Here is an 18,588-nt window from a genome sequence, read left to right as displayed (position 1 = left end):
TTCGGGCGCCCTTCTTCGGTCCGGCATTCAGACCACGCTAACGCCCGGCGCTCCCGCGTTCAGGCGGCCCACCACGGCTGCCTGGGCGAACCCCGCATCGTGGAAACAGGCCAGCACCGCATCCACCGCTTCCGGCGCGCACGACACCAGCAGGCCACCACTGGTCTGCGGATCGGTCAGCAGTGGCTGCCAGTGCGCCGCCATGCCCGCGGCGAAGCGCACCTCGGCGCCATACGAGGCCCAGTTGCGGCTGGATGCGCCGGTCACGCAACCCCGCTGCAGCAGGTCCAGCGCCTGTGGCAGCAGCGGCACCTGTGTGCTGTCCACCTCGGCGGCGACGCCGCTGGCGCGGCACACTTCCAGCAGATGGCCGAGCAGGCCGAAGCCGGTGACGTCGGTCATCGCGTGCACGCCGTCCAATGCGGCCAGCGGCACGCCAACGCTGTTCAGGCGGGTGGTTGATTGGACCATCTGCCGGTAGCCGTCGGCATCCAGCAGTTCCTTCTTCAGCGCCGACGAATACACGCCCACGCCCAATGGCTTGCCCAGCACCAGCACATCGCCGGCGCGGGCATCGGCATTGCGCTTGAGCCGCTGTGGATCGAGCACGCCGATCGCGGCCAGGCCGTAGATGGGCTCCACCGAATCGATGCTGTGGCCGCCGGCAACCACGATGCCGGCAGCGGCGCAGGCGCGTTCACCACCTTGCAGGATGCCGCGGATGGTGTCCTGTGGCAGCACGTTGATCGGCATGCCGACGATGGCCAGCGCGAACAGTGGCCGCGCGCCCATCGCATACAGGTCAGACAGCGCGTTGGTCGCAGCGATGCGGCCGAAGTCGAACGGGTCGTCGACGATCGGCATGAAGAAATCGGTGGTGGCGACGATCGCCTGGCGATCATCGAGGCGATACACCGCCGCGTCGTCGCTGGTCTCACGCCCGACCAGCAGTTCGGCCGGCGCGGGAAGCGCCGGAATTCCACGCAGCAGCTCGGAAAGCACCCCCGGCGCGATCTTGCAGCCGCAGCCGCCACCATGGGCCAGTGAGGTCAGGCGTTGCGGGGCATCGGCGGGTGAAGGGGCGGGGGACTGCGCGTGCGTGGCCATGCCGACATCTCCTGCGGAAACACCAATGGCGGAAGGCAGCAGGAGTCGAACCTACCAGGGAACGATCGACGCCCCCTACTGGGTTTGAAGCCCAGCCGCATGCCCGGATGCGCATGCCTTCCGAAAGTACGGTGATGCCGGTGCGCTCAACCGTGGGGGGCGTTCCATTGCAGATCGCCGCGCGGCCGATGCTGGTCACCGACGCGTCGAGTGTAGCCAACGCGATTGAAGAACTCCAAGATCTGGATGCTGCGCTTGCGGCCCAGGCCGATGGCATCGCGGAAGGCGGCCGCATCCACGGTGCCCGTGGCCTGTGACAGCTGCGCGATGATCGCAGCGAGTTCGGCGATGCGGGCCGGTGCATAGAACAGGTCCGGTACCACCTGGAACAGTTCGCCGCGCGCTGCCGCCCTGCGCAGGATGGCGCGGACGTCGTCCTCGGCGAGGCCAAGCCCGTCGGCCAGGGTACGCACCCATGGCGGATCGAAACCGCCGGTATGCAGCTGCGGCAGCACGTGTTCGAGTAGCTGGCGTTCGCGCTCCGGTGGTGCGTGGTCGTGGCCGGGCAGGCGCCACCATGCCCCCACTCGCTGCACGTTGCCGTGGTCGAGCAGATCCTGCAGTAGCGCATTCCACAGGCCGGTCGCCAGCGCAGGAAGGGTGCTGCGCTGCAAGCGTCCGCTGTCGACACCGGGTTCGTCCGGTCGTCGCTGGTGCCAACCCCGTAGCGAGGTGATCACCTGCTCGCCAAGCGCCTGCCAGTGCGAGGTGAGGATGATCACCGTGTCATCGCGGGTGTTGATGCGCCGCGCGTCGGCGGGCAGGTCGATCTGGTTGCAGGCGCGTCGGCAGTAGCGCTGCAGGGCAGTGGCGGGAATGCCGGCAGGGGCCTGTTGCAGCAGCGGGCCAGGCCCGGCGCCCGCCGCCAGTTGCTCCAGCGCCGCCAGCCACGCAAGCCGGCCCGGGCTGCGCCGTCGCCGTTGCGGCGGCTCCGGGTCAAGCACGATGCCGCCTCCCAACGTATGGGTGGCCGCCGAGTCGCGGGCGATGAAACGGTCGCCGCACATCGCGCAGACCGGTACATCGAACACCAGCTGCACGAGCTGCCCGTTGCCGTGGTCATGATCCTCCAGCAGCACAACATGGGCCTGCCGGTGCATCGTGCCCCAGTGGATGTGCAGGGGCGCCCGGTCGCGCAGCGGCGGCGCCAGCGCGGAAAGCCGCAGGCGCACGTCGACCCGGGTGGTGGCCCGCATCGCACGCGGATCGGCAATCCAGTCGCCACGGTTGATGTCGTCGCGGGCGATGGCCGCCACGTTCAGTGCGCAGCGCTGACCGGCCATCGCATGCTCGCTGGCCTGGTTCTGCGCATGGATGCTGCGCACGCGCACGTCGGTGGCAGCCGGCATCAGCTGCAGGTGTTCGCCTGCCGCGGCGATGCCGCCGTGCACCGCGCCGGTCACCAGCGTGCCGTGCCCGGCCAGCGAGAACACGCGGTCCACCGGCATGCGGAACAGCTCACGGCGCAGCGCGTCCCGGCGCGCGTTGGCATCGCTCGCGGCCCATGCGTGCAGGTGGGCGCGCAACGCGTTGATGCCTGCATCATCGGGTGCGGTGCTGTTGCAAACAAACACAGGGGAATCCTGCAGCGGCGTGCCGGCCAGCAGCGCGGCGATCTCGATCTCGACCCGGGCGATGCGCGCGGCATCCACGCGGTCGATCTTGGTCAGTGCCACCACGCCGCGATCCACGCCCAGCAGCTGCAGGATCGCCAGGTGCTCGCGGGTCTGCGGCATCACCCCATCGTCGGCAGCGACCACCAGCAGGGCGACGTCGATGCCGGTGGCGCCGGCCACCATCGTGTGCACGAAGCGTTCGTGGCCCGGCACATCCACGAAGCCCAGCGTTGAGGCGGGGCCCTGCGCGTCGGTGCCTTCAAGGGGCACGTACGCGTAACCCAGCTCGATGGAGATGCCGCGCGTGCGTTCTTCCTGCAGGCGATCGGTCTCGATGCCGGTCAGTGCGCGTACCAGGCTCGTCTTGCCATGGTCGATATGCCCGGCGGTGCCGACGATCATGCCTGCAGCGTGCTCCATTGGGTGAGGAAGTCCGCTTCGTCGGCAGGTTCCAGGCAGCGCAGGTCCAGCCACAGCGCGTCATCGGCGATGCGGCCCAACACCGGCCGGGGCAGCTGGCGCAGGCGCTTGGCCAGGCGATCCAGACCACCACGACGGGCCGATGTGACCCGCAGCCCGGCGCTGGCCAGCTGGGCCTGCGGTTGCGCGCCGCTGCCGATCTGGCTGTGCATCGATGCGCGTTCAAGGGTGCAGTCGGTCGCCAGCGCGGAACGCATGGCCGGCAGCAGGCGCTGTGCCTGTGCATCGATGTCCTGCTGCGTGCGCGTCAGCGTTCGCAGCGTTGGCAACCGTTGCGCCAGGTACTCCGGTTCGCGGTACAGGGCCAGCACCGCTTCCAGTGCGGCCAGGCCCATCTTGTCCATGCGCAGTGCCCGCTTGAGCGGGTTGCGGTTGATCCGCGCAATCAGGTCGGCGCGGCCGGCGATGATGCCGGCCTGCGGCCCGCCCAGCAGCTTGTCGCCACTGAATGAAACCAGGTCCGCACCGGCGGCAAGTGCGTCCTGCACGGTCGGCTCGTGCGGCAGGCCGAAGGTGGCCAGATCACACAGGCTGCCACTGCCCAGGTCCACTGCCAGCGGCAACCCATGCTGGTGCGCGATGGCGGCCATCGCCGCGGTATCGACCTTGGCGGTGAAACCCGTGATCGCGTAGTTGCTGGCATGCACCTCCATCAGCAACGCGGTGCGGGCGCCGATGGCATGGGTGAAATCGGCCGGGTGGGTGCGGTTGGTGGTGCCTACTTCCAGCAGGCGCGCCCCGGCGCTACGCATCACATCAGGAATGCGGAAGGCGCCGCCAATCTCGACCAGCTCGCCGCGTGAGACCACCACCTCGCGGCGGTTGGCCAGGCTGTTGAGCAGCAGCAGGACCGCCGCTGCATTGTTGTTGACCACGGTGGCGGCTTCGGCGCCGGTCAGCTCGCAGACCAGCGCCCGCACCCGTGCATCGCGGTCGCCGCGGCGGCCGCGGCTGATGTCGAATTCCAGGTCGACCGGCGCGGTCATCGCGCGGGTGGCCGCGTGCACGGCGGCTTCGGGCAACAGGGCGCGGCCGAGGTTGGTGTGCAGCACGGTGCCGGTGAGGTTGAACATCGGCTGCAGGTCCAGCCGTGCATCGGCGGTGAGTGCGGCGTCGAGCGCCGCGACCAGTGCCGGGCCTTCAATGGCCTGGTGCAACTGCTCGGCCGAGAGCTGCGCTGCACTGATGCGTTCACGCAGCGCCTGCAGATGTGCGCGCAGCAGCTGGGTGATGCGGCTGCGACCGTGGCCTTCGATCAGCGCCGCCAGCGCAGGCAGGCGCAGCAGCCGGTCCAGCGAGGGCAGGGCAGCGGCCGATGCCAGGGTGGGGGGCGTGGCTGTCATTGGCTCAATCGCCGTCGGATTGCCACAGCAGCGGATTCTGGCTGGCACGCGCGTAGCCTTCCTCGCCCAGCAGCAGGTCCAGCGACAGCGTGCCGAGATCATCAGCGACCGGTTCCAGTGCCGGATCCTTTTCCAGATAGAGGATCTTGCGGTAGCTGTGGCAGTGGTCGCAGGTCTCCGCTCGCACGGCGCTTTCACGTACGGCTTCGCCGCTGTCGCCGTCCACATCGGCCAGGGCGCGGTAGGCAATGTCCTTGCCGGCGGCGCCGCACTGGCTGCACTGCACGCGCACGTAGTGCCACTGGCAGGCACACAGCGAGCACGAAAGATAACGGTAGGAGGCGTAGGGCGGCCGTGCCTGCACCACGCTGGCCACCGGCAGGGTGCCGCACAACGGGCACAGCCCCGGCGCATCGGCCAGCGGTTTCAGGTCGGTGGGGCGGAAGCTGTCGGCCAGCACCGCCCAGTACACCTGCAGCGCGTTCATCACCAGCAGTGCAGCCACCGCATCCAGCGAAGGCGCGTCATCACGCTCCAGCACCGCATGCGCCTGTGCATCGAGCCATGCGTCATCGGCAGCGGCAACGCGCTGCAGTTCCTGCCGGGTTTCCGCCGGCAGCCCGGCCTCATCGGCACAGTGCCGGCACAAGGTGCGCAACCAGTCGCGCCAGTGCCCATCCAGCTGCAGCGTGTTGGCCGGCCGCAACGGCATCCCAGCGCCGGCTGCTGCACTCGATTGCTGGGAACGCGCCTGCGCCTGCAGGGTCTCGCGTTGCTGCGGCGTCAACTCGTCCAGCAGCGACTGCTGCGCATCGGCCAGGGCCGCCAGCAGCTGCAGATAGCCGCCGATGGCGCTGTGCGCAGCCAGGCTGCGCAATCGCGCCGCACGTCCGGCAAACAGCGACGCGGTATCGGGCAGGATGATGCGCGGAACATCGCGCGAGGCCAGCGTCTCGATTTCACCGGGTTCAAGGATGCGTTGCGCCATGCAGGGCCAGCCGGAAGAACCAGCCTCCATCCTCGCCGTTGTCGGCGCTGGCGTCCAGCGTGTTCAGGCAACGCAGTCGAGCATGGCTCGACTCTACAAAAGCCGGTTCCGATCATTGCCGTGTTCAGTGTGTCGACCAAGGTCGACACCCACCAACAGCAGCGGAAAACCAACAGCAGCGGGAAACTGTCGAAGGCGGGGCACTGTGGGTTTGCGGGGTGTCCGCGGCATGGATGCCGCGGCCAAGCCCCCAGGGACGGGTTTACGGCGTCCCCGCACACCCACAGTGCCCCGCCATCCCACGGAGAGCCGCTGTTGCTGTGGCTTGCAGCGGGTGCAGGGCCGCAGGCCCTGCCGCTACCCCTCTTCCCGCCGCCCGCGCAGGATGTCCCGGAACCACTGCCGATGGTGCTTGTACGCCCACCCATAGGTCACCTTGCCCTGGGTCATCGCCCGCACCGAACCCTTGATCCAGATCGCCGCATAGATATGCACCACGATCGCGCACACCAGCACCCAGCCGAACAGCGCATGGGCCAGCACCGAGAAGCGGATCACCCCGATCGGGAAGAAGTGGCTGAAGTACTGCCGCCAGATCACGAAGCCGGTCAGCAGCAGCGCCGACAGGCAGCCGATGATGGCCCAGAACAACAACTTCTGGCCGGCATTGAAGCGGCCCACCGGCGGCAGCTTCTCGTCCTCGTTGCGCAGCACATCGCGCATGCCGCGCAGCCACGCGCGGTCGTCGGCAGTGGGCAGGTTGTCGCGCCACATGCGGAAGGCCAGCAAGGCGAAGCCGATCACCATGGCCAGGCCGATGAACGGGTGCAGGATGCGCGTCCACGGCCCGCCGCCGAACAGCTGGGTCAACGGAAACAGGGCAGGGTGGAACAGCGCCAGCCCGGACAGCGCGGTCAGCACGAAGCAGATCGCCACGACCCAGTGGTTGATGCGGGTCGGCGCGCGGTAGCGGATGATCTGCCGCGGGTGCGGTGCGTACTTCATGGCCGCTGCTCCTCTTCGATCTTCTTCGCCTCGTGCTCGGCCTCTTCCTCTTCCTCGTCGTTCACCGTGTTGCGGCCGATACCGATGTAATGCAGGAAGCCGACAAAGGCGGTAGCGGCGATGGCCAGCACGCCCAGCGGCTTGGCCACGCCCTTCCACACTTCCACCATCGGGCTGATGCGCGGATCCTTGGGCAGGTCGGCGTACAGTTCGGGCTTGTCGACGTGCTGCAGCACGTACATCACATGGGTGCCGCCGACGCCCTGCGGGTCATACAGGCCGGCGTTCTCGTAGCCGCGTGATTTGAGGTCCTCTACGCGGCCGGCGGCATGCTCGGTCATCGCCTGCTTGCTGCCGAAGGTGATCGCACCGGTCGGGCAGGTCTTCACGCAGGCCGGCTCCTGGCCCACCGCCACGCGGTCCGAGCACAGCGTGCACTTGTAGGCCTTGTGGTCCTTCTTGGAAATGCGCGGGACGTCGAACGGGCAGCCGGTGACGCAGTAGCCGCAGCCAATGCAGTTCTCTTCCTGGAAATCGACGATGCCGTTGGCGTACTGGATGATCGCGCCCGGCGACGGGCAGGCCTTCAGGCAACCCGGATCGCTGCAGTGCATGCAGCCTTCCTTGCGGATCAGCCATTCCAGCTTGCCCTTCTCGTCCTCGTACTCGCGGAACTTCATCACCGTCCACGACTGTTCACTCAGGTCGGGCGGGTTGTCATAGCTGCCGACGCAGCTGCCGACCTCGTCGCGCAGGTCGTTCCACTCCATGCAGGCGACCTGGCAGGCCTTGCAACCGATGCACTTGCTTACATCGATCAGCTTGGCGACCTGGCCGGTGTGCGCACCACGCGCCTCCGGCGAGGGCGTGGTGGTGGCCGAGCGGCGGATGATGTCCAGCGATTGCAGTGACATGGCGTGTCTCCTACACCTTCTCGACCTTGACCAGGATGCACTTCGATTCAGGCGTCTGCGAGTTGCCGTCACCGATGGCGTTGGTCAGCGTATTGGCGATGTAGCCGGGCTTGGCCGCACCGAGGAAACCCCAGTGGATCGGCACGCCCACCTGGTGCACGGTGCGGCCATCGATCTGCAGGGCCTTGATGCGCTTGGTCACCATCGCCACCGCTTCGATGTGGCCGCGCTTGGAACTGACCCGCACGCGGCTGCCGTTGTTGATGCCCAGTTCGTCGGCCAATGCCGCGCCGATCTCGACGAACTGCTCGGGCTGGATGATGGCGTTGAGCTTGCCGTGCTTGGTCCAGAAGTGGAAATGCTCGGTCAGGCGGTAGGTGGTGGCCACATGCGGGAACTCGTCCGGCGAACCGATCTGCGCGCGATCGCTGGCGAACACGCGCGCCGCCGGGTTGTTAAGCGTCAGCGCCTGGCCGGGGCTGAGCGGGTTGCTGCGCAGCGGTGTATCGAACGGCTCGTAGTGTTCCGGGAACGGGCCCTCGGCCATGCCGGCCTTGGCGAAGAAGCGGGCGATGCCTTCGGGGTTCATGATGAACGGCCCCATGCCGCCGGCCGGATCTTCGTCGGCCTTGAAGTCGGGCACGTCCACGCTGCCCCAGTTCTTGCCGTTCCACGCCAGCAGCGTGCGCCGGGGATCGAACGGCTGGCCGGCCACGTCGCACGAGGCGCGGTTGTACATCACGCGGCGGTTGGCCGGCCACGCCCAGGCCCAGCCCAGCGTATTGCCGATGCCGGTCGGGTCGCTGTTGTCACGCCGCGCCATCATGTTGCCGGTCGGGCCCCAGGCGCCGATGTAGATCCAGCAGCCCGATGAGGTGCTGCCATCGTCGCGCAGGTCGCCAAACGCGGCCAGCTGCTCGCCGGCCTTGCGCACCAGCCTGGTCGGGTCCTTGGGATCGAACACGTCCGCCAGCGCCTTGCCGTTGTATTCCATCGCCAGTTCTTCCGGCGTCGGCACCTCCGGGTTGGAATACTTCCAGGCCAGATCGCGCACCGGCTCCCACCATGCGCCTCCGTCCTTCTCGTACATCGCCTTGATGCGATGGAACAGCTCGGACATGATCTCGATGTCGCTGCGTGCTTCGCCCGGCGGGTTGGCGCCCTTCCAGTGCCACTGCAGCCAGCGCGAGGAGTTCACCACCGCGCCGTTTTCCTCGGCGAAGGAGGTGGTCGGCAGGCGGAACACTTCGGTCTGGATGGCGCGGGGATCGACGTCGTTCAGCGCGCCGTGGTTCTGCCAGAAGGCAATCGTCTCGGTTTCCAGCGGGTCCATGCTGACCATGAACTTCAGCTTGGAGAACGCGCTGATCAGCTTGCCCTTGTTCGGCGCCGAGGCCAGCGGGTTGAATCCCTGGCAGATGTAGCCATGGATCTTGCCTTCGTTCATCAGCTCGTACGCCTGCAGCATGTCGTACGGCTTGTCGAGCTTGGGCAGGTAATCGAAGCACCAGTTGTTGTCGGCGGTGGCGGCGTCGCCCCACCACGATTTCATCAGGCTGACGTGGAACTTCGGATAGTTCTGCCAGAACGACATCTGGTTGGCGCGCAGCGGCTTCTGCGTGCGCTTGGCGATGTAGGCGTCGTAGTCCTGTTCGTCCTGTTTCGGCAACGTCAGGTAGCCGGGCAGCAGGTCGGACATCAGGCCGATGTCGGTCAGGCCCTGGATGTTGGAGTGTCCGCGCAGCGCGTTCATGCCGCCGCCGGCCACGCCGATGTTGCCCAGCAGCAGCTGCACCATGGTGCCGGCACGCACGTTCTGCGCGCCCACCGAGTGCTGCGTCCAGCCCAGCGCGTACAGGATGGTCATCGCCTTGTCCTTGCCGGCGGTGGACGCGATCATGTCCCAGACCTGGCGGATGCTGTCGGCCGGCGTACCGCAGATGCGTTCGACCATCTCCACGGTGTAGCGCGCGTAGTGCTGCTTGAGCAGGGTGTAGACGCAGCGCGGGTCCTTCAGCGTCGGGTCGCTGCGCACGAAGCCATCATCACCATAGACGTAGTCCCAGCTGGAACGGTCGTAGCTGCGCTTCTCTTCGTTGTAGCCCGAATACAGGCCATCCTTGAAGGCGAATTCGTCCTTCACCAGGAACGACATGTCGGTGTAGTTCAGCACGTACTCGTGCTGGATGCGGTCCTCGGTCAACAGGTAGTTGATCAGGCCGCCCAGGAACACGATGTCGGTGCCGGTACGGATCGGCGCATACACGTCGGCCACCGCGGCCGAGCGGTTGAAGCGCGGGTCGACCACGATCAGGCGGGCCTTGTTGTGTGCCTTGGCTTCGGTCACCCATTTGAAGCCGCACGGGTGCGCCTCGGCGGCATTGCCACCCATGATCAGGATCAGGTCGGCATTCTTGATGTCGACCCAATGATTCGTCATCGCACCACGGCCTAGCGTCGGGGCAAGACCTGCCACCGTCGGGCCGTGTCAGACACGTGCCTGGTTGTCGAACGCCAGCATGCCGAGGGAGCGCACGACCTTGTGGGTCAGCACCGCGGTTTCATTGCTGGTGGCCGAGGCCGCCAGCATGCCGGTGGTCAGCCAGCGGTTGACCGTCTGCCCGGCCTCGTTCTTCTCTACGAAGTTGGCGTCGCGGTCTTCCTTCATCAGCCGCGCGATGCGGTCCAGCGCATCGTCCCAGCTCAGCCGCTTCCACTCGTTCGAGCCCGGTGCGCGGTACTCGGGGTAGAGCAGGCGCGACTTGCTGTGGATGATGTCGGCCAGGCCGGCACCCTTCGGGCACAGCGTGCCGCGATTGACCGGATGGTCCGGGTCGCCTTCGATATGGAAGATGCTCGGCTCGGCGTTCTTGGCGCCATCGCCGAGGCTGTACATCAGGATGCCGCAGGCCACCGAACAGTAGGTACAGGTGTTGCGGGTCTCGGTCGCGCGGGTCAGCTTGTACTGCCGGACCTCCGCGAGCGCGATGCCGGGCGCGAAGCCCATCAGTGCCAGGCTGGAGCCCACCAGGGTTGTCCCGGTGACCTTCAGGAACTGGCGGCGACTCATCGAGGGCATGCCGTTCTCCTTGGATGGCGGGGCGGCACGCAGACCACCCGGCTGTCGGTAGGTACGGCCCGGTTATAGCACAGGCCCCCGGATGCCCATGTGGCACAAGGTCCGGCCGCCTCGCCAAGGGGCGCGAAAAGGGGCGGCTCTGGTAAAGTTGCGTGCCCGCACCCCGGGGAGCCGTCTGCCGGGCCTGGTTCCAGGATGTTCCGCGCAGCCTCCGCCGTCCTGGCGCGATCCTCCGCGCCGGATCTGGAACATCGAGGAAAAATTTTGCGAAATCAACCAGTTGGGTTCCGTGCATGAGCGCCCCGTCACCTTCGTCGGACGCCGTCGCGCGCGGCACGCTGTACATCGTTGCCGCCCCCTCCGGCGCCGGCAAGAGCAGCATCGTCAACGCCACGCTGGCGCGTGATCCGCAGATCGCCCTGTCGATTTCCTTCACTTCGCGTGCGATGCGCCCGGGTGAAGTGAACGGCCAGCACTACCACTTCGTCAGTGCCGAAAAGTTCGAGCAGATGATCGCCGCCGGCGATTTCTTCGAGCATGCCTGGGTGCACGGCGACTGGAAGGGCACCGCCCGGCAGTCGGTGGAACCGCAGCTGGCCGCCGGCCAGGACGTGCTGCTGGAAATCGACTGGCAGGGCGCGCAGCAGGTGCGCCAGCTGGTGCCGGGCACGGTCACCGTGTTCATCCTGCCGCCGTCCAAGCAGGCGTTGCAGGACCGCATGCGCAAGCGCGGCCAGGACAGCGAGGCGGTCATCGCCCAGCGCCTGGGCGCGGCGCGTGACGAGATGCTGCACTTCAACGAGTTCGACTACGTGATCGTCAACGAGGTGTTCGACACCGCCGTCGACGAGCTGTGCGCCATCTTCACCGCCAGCCGCCTGCGCCGGGAGGCCCAGAAGGTCCGCCACGCCGGCCTGATCCAGGCCCTGTTGACCCCCGATCCGGGCGCAACTGACTGATTCCAAAAGAATAGGGTGGGGGTTGGCTTGATTTTGTCCAGCCCCTGCCAGTACACTCCGTCCCCTTTCCCTCATTCGACTGAGCGGCCGACCGGTCGCCGGGAGCCCGTATGGCCCGCATCACCGTAGAAGATTGCCTGGAAGTCGTTAACAACCGTTTCGAGCTGGTCATGATGGCTTCCAAGCGTGCCCGCCAGCTCGCCAACGGCGTGCAGGCCACGCTGGACAACAGCGAGACCGAGGACAAGCCGACCGTGCTGGCACTGCGCGAAATCGCCGCCCGCAAGATCGACAACGCGCTGATCGACGAAGTCGAGAAGGCCGAGCGTGAGCGCGCCGAGCGCGAAGCGCTGGAGTGGGCCGCCGCGGAAGTGGTCGCCGACGAAGACATGTCCAAGAACGACGATTGATCACATCGATCAGAGTCATTGCTGGATAGCCGAACAGCCCGCCCCGCGCGGGCTGTTTCGCATTCAGGATTTGCCGTAAACGTCGCGCTGGAATAGGCTTCGGGCATGAACCCAGGCCCCACTGCCAAGGTCGCCGCAGCCGCCACTGCCGCCGTACCCGACTACGTCCTCCAGCTTGAACGCGCCGCCCATTACCTGCCGCCGGAGCAGCTGCCGCTGCTGCGCCGTGCCTGGGAAGTCGGATCCGCCGCGCACGCTGGGCAGACGCGCAAGTCGGGCGAGCCCTATATCACCCATCCGGTGGCCGTGGCCCAGGTGCTGGCCGAGCTGGGCCTGGACGTGGAAGCACTGATCGCCGCGATCCTGCATGACACCATCGAAGACACCCCGCTGACCCGCGAGGAACTGGCCTCGGAGTTCGGCGAAGCCGTGGCCGAACTGGTCGACGGCGTGACCAAGCTGGACAAGCTGAAGTTCCGCGACCGCCAGGAAGCGGCCGCCGAGAGCTTCCGCAAGATGCTGCTGGCGATGTCGCGCGACCTGCGCGTGATCATGATCAAGCTGGCCGACCGCCTGCACAACATGCGCACGCTGGGTGCGCAGAGCCGCGAGGCACGCGGCCGCATCGCCCGCGAGACGCTGGAGATCTACGCACCGATCGCGCAGCGCCTGGGCATGAGCCTGGTCAAGAGCGAACTGCAGAACCTCGGTTTCAAGGCGCTGTATCCGTGGCGCCACGCGATCATCGAAAAGCACATCCGCAGCCAGCCGGTGGTGCGCCGCGAAGCGATGGCGCAGGTGGAGGTGCAGCTGTCGCAGCGCCTGGCCAAGGAAGGGATCGAGCATCGGCTGATCAGCCGCATCAAGACCCCGTGGAGCATCTACAACAAGATGCGCGACGAGAACAAATCCTTCGACCAGGTGATGGACGTGTTCGGCTTCCGCCTGGTCGTGCGCAGCGTACCCAGCTGTTACCACGCGCTGGGTTCGGTGCATGCCACGTTCAAGCCGCTGGATGGGCGCTTCCGCGATTTCATCGCCATTCCCAAGGCCAACGGTTACCAGTCGCTGCATACCGTGCTGTTCGGGCCCTATGGTTCGCCGATCGAAGTGCAGATCCGCACCGAAGAGATGGACCTGATCGCCGAACGCGGCGTGGCCGCGCACTGGACCTACAAGTTCGGCGGTGATTCGCCCAACAGCGCGCAGAGCCGTGCGCATGCCTGGATCGTCGAGCTGATCGATTCGCAGCGCGCCGCCGGTTCCTCGCTGGAGTTCCTCGACAACGTCAAGGTCGACCTGTTCCCGGACGAGGTCTACCTGTTCACCCCGAAGGGCAAGATCTTGGCCCTGCCGCGCAACTCCACCGCGCTCGATTTCGCCTACGCCGTCCATACCGATGTCGGCAACATGGCGGTGGCCTCGCGGGTGGACAAGAAGCTGGTGCCGCTGCGTACCAAGCTGGTGTCGGGCCAGTCGGTGGAAATCATCACCGCGCGCTCGGCCACGCCGAAACCGCAGTGGCTGGAGTTCGTGGTCACCAGCAAGGCACGCACCGCCATCCGTCACCAGCTCAAGCAGCTGGAACACGAAGACGCCGTGCAGCTGGGCCATCGCATGCTCGACCGTGCGCTGGAAGCCATGGACTCCTCGCTGGAGCGGCTGCCGAAGGGGCGCCTGGACGCGTTCCTGGCCGAGCACCGCTTCCCGCGCCTGGAGGCCCTGCTGGCCGAAGTCGCGCTGGGCAACTGGATGCCGACCCAGGCCGCGCAGGCACTGATGGCCTACGCCGAACTGCGCGGTGGCCCGCATTCGCGCCACCACTCGCAGGAAAAGATCCTGATCAACGGCAGCGAGCGCGGCGTGGTCACCTTCGCCGGCTGCTGCCAGCCGATTCCCGGCGACGAGATCATGGGCTACCACACCGCCGGCAAGGGCATCGTGGTGCACCGCATGGACTGCCCGAACCTGGCTGAACTGCGCAAGTCGCCCGAGCGCTGGGTGCCGATCGGCTGGGATACCACCGTTTCCGGCGACTACGACACTTCGCTGGTGGTGGAAGTGGAGAACGGCACCGGTGTGCTGGCGCAGCTGGCGGCCGCCATCGCGCAGAGCCACTCCAACATCGAGCGCGTGGACTACCTGGACCGCGACTTCAACGCCGCCGTGCTGGCCTTCAACATCCAGGTGCGCGACCGCAACCACCTGGCCGAAGTGATGCGCCGCCTGCGCCGCCTGTCGGTCGTGCAGTCGGTACGCCGGCAATAACGCGAACCTGGTAGTGCCGGCCGCTGGCCGGCAATCGCGTGGACCCGCTGCATTGCGAGGTTGCCGGCCAGCGGCCGGCACTACCGGGTTGCTACAATCACCGCTCTGTTTCCCCCAAGCTCCGGAGCGACCCATGACCCGCCAGATCATCAACACCGAAAAGGCTCCCGCCGCCATCGGCCCGTACTCGCAGGCCGTGCGCGCCGGCAACACCGTGTACTTCTCCGGGCAGATCCCGCTCGACCCGGCCAGCGGCGACATCGTCGGCGCCGGTGACGTCGAAGCCCAGGCCCGTCGCGCCTTCGACAACCTCAAGGCCGTGGCCGAAGCCGCCGGCGGTTCGCTGGACAAGGTCGTGCGTCTGGGCCTGTACCTGACCGATCTGGGCGAATTTGCCAAGGTCAACGCGGTCATGCAGGACTACTTCCAGGCGCCGTACCCGGCCCGTTCCACCATCGAAGTGTCCGGCCTGCCGAAGGGCGCCAACTTCGAGGTCGACGCGGTGATGGTCATCGACTGACCGCCACGTGGCACGCAAGGCGGCGGTCACCCCGGTCCTCTCACCGTCCGGCGAAGCATCCCTGGCGATGCTCGCTGGCGTGGGCCCGGCCGTGGCCGCCAAACTGCACGCGCGTGGCCTGGCCACCCTGCAGGATCTCTGGCTTCACCTGCCGCTGCGCTATGAAGACCGCACCCGGCTGACCCGCATCGAAGACCTGCGCAACGGCGTGCCGGCGCAGGTGGAAGGGCGGGTGGTCGCGGTCGAACGCGGCATGCGCTACCGGCCGATGCTGAAGGTGGCGGTGGAGGACGAAGGGCAGGGCACTCTGGTGCTGCGCTTCTTCCATTTCCGCCAGCAGCAGGTCGGCCAGTTCGCGGTCGGCAACCGGCTGCGCTGCTTTGGCACGCCCAAGCCCGGCCACCTCGGCCTGGAGATCGTCCACCCCAGCTACCAGGTGCTGGGCCGCAATGACGATCCTGAACTCGGCGACCGCCTCGACCCGGTGTATCCCACCGTCGAGGGCGTTGGCCCGATGACGATGCGCAAGCTGATCGGCCAGGCCCTGGACCGCCTGCCCGAGGAAAGCACGCTGGAACTGCTGCCCAGTGGCTGGCTGGACGGCCTCAAGCTGCCCTCGCTGCGCAGCGCGCTGCTGACCGTGCACCGGCCGCCGCCGGATGCCGACCTGGCCGCGCTGGCCGCGGGCACCCATCCGGCGCAACGTCGCCTGGCGATGGAAGAGCTGCTGGCGCATCACCTCAGCCTGCGTCGCCAGCGCATCGCACTGCAGGCGCATCACGCGCCGCCGCTGGCCGGCCCCGGCACGCTGGCCAAGGCACTGCTGAAGCAGCTGCCGTTCGCGCTGACCGGTGCGCAGGCGCGCGTGTTCAAGCAGATCCGCGAAGACCTGTCGCGGCCCAGCCCGATGCTGCGGCTGGTGCAGGGCGACGTCGGCTCCGGCAAGACCGTGGTTGCCGCGCTGGCGGCGATGCTGGCGGTGGAACAGGGCAAGCAGGTCGCATTGGCGGCGCCCACTGAACTGCTGGCCGAACAGCATCTCAACAACCTGCGCGGCTGGCTGGAACCGCTTGGCGTGCGCATCGCCTGGCTGGCCGGCAAGGTCACCGGCAAGGCGCGCGCCAAGGTGATGGAACAGGTCGCCAACGGCGAGGCGCAGGTGGTGGTCGGTACCCACGCGCTGATGCAGGACGCGGTGGTGTTCCAGGACCTGGCCCTGGCCATCGTCGATGAGCAGCACCGCTTCGGCGTGCACCAACGCCTGGCCCTGCGCGACAAGGGCGCGGGCGGCAACAGCGTGCCACACCAGCTGGTGATGACCGCAACGCCGATTCCGCGCACGCTGGCGATGTCCGAGTACGCCGATCTGGACGTGTCGGCCATCGACGAACTGCCGCCTGGCCGCACGCCGGTGCAGACCGTGGCACTCAACAACGACCGTCGTCCCGAGCTGATCGAGCGCATCGCGCTGGCCTGCCGGGAAGGGCGGCAGGTGTACTGGGTGTGCACGCTCATCGAGGAAAGCGAAGAGCTGGATGCAACGCCCGCGCAGGCCACCTACGAATCGCTGCAGGCGCTGCTGCCGGGCGTGCGCGTCGGGCTGGTGCATGGCCGCCTGAAGGCGGCCGAGAAGCTGGCGACGATGGTGGCGTTCAAGGCCGGCGATATCGATCTACTGGTCGCTACCACCGTCATCGAAGTGGGCGTGGACGTACCCAATGCCTCGCTGATGGTGATCGAGAACGCCGAGCGGCTGGGCCTGGCACAGCTGCACCAGCTGCGTGGCCGTGTCGGCCGCGGTTCGGCCGTGTCGCGCTGCGTGCTGCTGTACCAGGCGCCGCTCTCGCAGATGGCGCGCGAGCGTCTGCAGACCATGCGCGAAACCAACGATGGTTTCGTCATCGCCGAGAAGGACCTGGAGCTGCGCGGCCCCGGCGAACTGCTCGGCACCCGTCAGACCGGACTGGCCGGATTCCGCATTGCCGACCTGGCCCGCGACGCCGGCCTGCTGCCCGGCGTGCACGACCTCGCCGAACGCCTGCTGGCCCAGCAACCCGCACTGGCCGATCGTGTGGTGCAGCGCTGGATCGGCACCGCCGTGCGTTACGCCTCGGCGTAATGCCGCCTTGGTGGGTGTGGTCCTTGGCCCAGACATCCACGCTGCGCGCGTGAGTCGAGCATGGCTCGACTTTACAGAGAGATTTTTCGATCAATCCGTGGATGTGTCGACCAAGGTCGACACCTACCAACAGCAGCGTGTCGACCAAGGTCGACACCCACCAGCAGCAGAAATCTGTCGAAGGCGGGGTGGGTCCGGTTGCGGGGGCGTGAGCCGCATGGATGCGGCGACCGAGCTTACATGGACGTACTTGCAGCGTCCCCCGCAACCGGACCCACCCCGCCATCCCCACAGGAAACCAGCTTTTGCCGTTGCTCTGGCGTTTGCCGTTGATTCGGCGGGTGCAGGGCGCAGCCCTGCCGAACCCCAACCCCCGTACTTGCAACGGTCATCATCCCGGTCCACACTTCGTTGCCGATCTGAAGACGGCAACGATGACCCACAAGATCCCCCTGTTGATCGACACCGACCCCGGTGTGGACGACGCCCTGGCCCTGCTGATGGCCTTTGCCGATGAACGGCATGACGTGGTCGCCCTGACCATCGCCGCCGGCAATGTCGGCCTGCAGTACACCGTCCGCAACGCCCTCAAGCTCTGCGACATCGTTGGCCGCGCCGACGTGCCGGTGTTTGCCGGCAGCCCGGATCCGCTGCTGCATCCCTCCGTCGACGCTGCCCACGTGCATGGCCGTGATGGTTACGGCGACGTGGACCTGCCGCCGCCGAGCCGCCAGGCCGAAGCCGAGCACGCTGCGCTGGCCATCCTGCGCCTGTCGCACGAACACGCCGGCGAACTGATGCTGGTGATGCTCGGTCCGCTGACCAACCTGGCGCTTGCGCTGAAGCTGGACCCGACCCTGCCCCAGCGCATCAAGCGCATCGTGGTGATGGGCGGCGCGGTCACCTGCCACGGCAACATCACCCCGGCCGCCGAGTTCAACATCGCCTTCGATCCGGAAGCGGCGCATGTGGTGTTCACCTCGTTCAAGCACCTGCTGGTATCGGACTGGGAAGCCACCGTCGCCCACGGCCTGCCGCTGGAGCAGGCGGAGCAGTGGCTGCAGGCCGATTCCGATCGCGCCCGCTTCTACGAGCTGATCTCGCGCAAGACCCGTGGCCTGTCCGAAGACAGCAAGGGGGGCCGCTGGTACACCGCCGACGCGGTGGCCATGGCCTGGGCGTTGAACCCGGAAGGGCAGCTGCAGGTCGAGTCGCGGCCGCTGAACGTGGAACTGAACGGCACGTTCAGCCGCGGTGCCACCATCGTCGACTGGAACCGCCAGACCGGCCAGCCGGACAACTGCGATCTGCTGATGGCCTACGACCAGCAGCGTTTCGAGGCCCTGGTACGCCAGGCTCTGGGCGCGGACTGACGTCGATGTCCCGGTACCGGTTGCCCCGGGCGGCAACCGGTGCTTATAATGCCGCTCTTGACCACCAGCCCATTTACGGTGTGAGCCCATGAAGGCCGATATCCATCCGAACTACCGCGACGTCGTCTTCCATGACGTCACCTCCGATTTCAAGATCCTGACCCGCTCGACCATGGCGACGAAGGAAACCATCCAGTGGGAAGACGGCAACGAATACCCGCTGGTCAAGGTTGAAATTTCCTCGGCTTCGCACCCGTTCTACACGGGCAAGCACAAGGTCATCGACACCTCGGGCCGTATCGACAAGTTCCAGAAGCGCTACGCGCGCTGATCTGTCGATCCAGCTT

At 67.1% G+C, this 18,588-nt stretch carries 14 protein-coding genes and 1 tRNA gene; 7 read left to right on the top strand and 8 right to left on the bottom strand.

The features are described 5' to 3' along the window. Positions 1-27 precede the first annotated feature (27 nt). From selD to fdnG, 8 genes are all read right to left on the bottom strand, one after another. Positions 28-1,107: a selenide, water dikinase SelD gene (gene selD, locus N5C18_RS17490; RefSeq protein WP_164242498.1), complete on the bottom strand. Its 1,080-nt coding sequence runs from the start codon at positions 1,105-1,107 to the stop codon at positions 28-30. Between the two features lie 26 nt (positions 1,108-1,133). Then, positions 1,134-1,229: transfer RNA gene (locus tag N5C18_RS17485), tRNA-Sec, on the bottom strand. 24 nt (positions 1,230-1,253) lie between these two features. After that, on the bottom strand, positions 1,254-3,185 hold the full coding sequence (gene selB / locus N5C18_RS17480; RefSeq protein ID WP_279945249.1) for a selenocysteine-specific translation elongation factor: 1,932 nt from the start codon (positions 3,183-3,185) through the stop codon (positions 1,254-1,256). After that, a complete protein-coding gene (gene selA, locus N5C18_RS17475; protein WP_164242500.1) occupies positions 3,182-4,606 on the bottom strand; it encodes an L-seryl-tRNA(Sec) selenium transferase in 1,425 nt (474 codons plus the stop codon). The genes selB and selA overlap by 4 nt, the downstream gene beginning before the upstream one ends. Before the next feature lie 4 nt (positions 4,607-4,610). After that, positions 4,611-5,594: a formate dehydrogenase accessory protein FdhE gene (gene fdhE, locus N5C18_RS17470; RefSeq protein ID WP_053450688.1), complete on the bottom strand. Its 984-nt coding sequence runs from the start codon at positions 5,592-5,594 to the stop codon at positions 4,611-4,613. A gap of 357 nt (positions 5,595-5,951) precedes the next feature. Next, positions 5,952-6,599, bottom strand: coding sequence for a formate dehydrogenase subunit gamma (locus N5C18_RS17465; RefSeq protein ID WP_279945248.1), 648 nt, complete (start codon positions 6,597-6,599; stop codon positions 5,952-5,954). After that, entirely contained in the window at positions 6,596-7,513 is a 918-nt protein-coding gene (gene fdxH / locus N5C18_RS17460) for a formate dehydrogenase subunit beta (RefSeq protein ID WP_053450686.1), read from the bottom strand. Before fdxH ends, N5C18_RS17465 begins: the two co-directional genes overlap by 4 nt. 10 nt (positions 7,514-7,523) lie before the next feature. Then, a complete protein-coding gene (fdnG, locus tag N5C18_RS17455) occupies positions 7,524-10,592 on the bottom strand; it encodes a formate dehydrogenase-N subunit alpha (RefSeq protein WP_154582935.1) in 3,069 nt (1,022 codons plus the stop codon). A 293-nt stretch (positions 10,593-10,885) separates the two neighbouring features. Here fdnG and gmk point away from each other — a divergent pair, with 293 nt between their 5' ends. The 7 genes from gmk (at position 10,886) to N5C18_RS17420 (ending at position 18,572) form a co-directional block, all read left to right on the top strand. After that, positions 10,886-11,551: a guanylate kinase gene (gene gmk, locus N5C18_RS17450; RefSeq protein ID WP_006466566.1), complete on the top strand. Its 666-nt coding sequence runs from the start codon at positions 10,886-10,888 to the stop codon at positions 11,549-11,551. A 110-nt stretch (positions 11,552-11,661) separates the two neighbouring features. After that, positions 11,662-11,961, top strand: coding sequence for a DNA-directed RNA polymerase subunit omega (gene rpoZ / locus N5C18_RS17445; protein ID WP_005410877.1), 300 nt, complete (start codon positions 11,662-11,664; stop codon positions 11,959-11,961). 105 nt (positions 11,962-12,066) lie between these two features. Then, on the top strand, positions 12,067-14,229 hold the full coding sequence (locus N5C18_RS17440; protein ID WP_006466563.1) for a bifunctional (p)ppGpp synthetase/guanosine-3',5'-bis(diphosphate) 3'-pyrophosphohydrolase: 2,163 nt from the start codon (positions 12,067-12,069) through the stop codon (positions 14,227-14,229). Positions 14,230-14,362: 133 nt separating this feature from the next. Further along, positions 14,363-14,749: a RidA family protein gene (locus N5C18_RS17435; RefSeq protein WP_053511864.1), complete on the top strand. Its 387-nt coding sequence runs from the start codon at positions 14,363-14,365 to the stop codon at positions 14,747-14,749. 7 nt (positions 14,750-14,756) lie between these two features. Next, the gene (recG, locus tag N5C18_RS17430) at positions 14,757-16,868 is read left to right on the top strand and encodes an ATP-dependent DNA helicase RecG (protein ID WP_164242502.1); all 2,112 of its coding nucleotides are present in this window, start codon (positions 14,757-14,759) and stop codon (positions 16,866-16,868) included. Positions 16,869-17,302: 434 nt separating this feature from the next. Further along, complete coding sequence (locus tag N5C18_RS17425) at positions 17,303-18,241, top strand: nucleoside hydrolase (protein ID WP_053512168.1); 939 nt, start codon at positions 17,303-17,305, stop codon at positions 18,239-18,241. A gap of 88 nt (positions 18,242-18,329) precedes the next feature. Next, positions 18,330-18,572, top strand: coding sequence for a type B 50S ribosomal protein L31 (locus N5C18_RS17420; RefSeq protein WP_005410871.1), 243 nt, complete (start codon positions 18,330-18,332; stop codon positions 18,570-18,572). Positions 18,573-18,588: the final 16 nt, after the last annotated feature.

It is taken from the genome of Stenotrophomonas sp. GD03930, assembly GCF_029839665.1.
GTDB lineage: Bacteria > Pseudomonadota > Gammaproteobacteria > Xanthomonadales > Xanthomonadaceae > Stenotrophomonas > Stenotrophomonas forensis.
The sequence above is the reverse complement of the archived record's forward strand: the minus strand, read 5'-3'. Positions and strand labels throughout refer to the sequence as shown.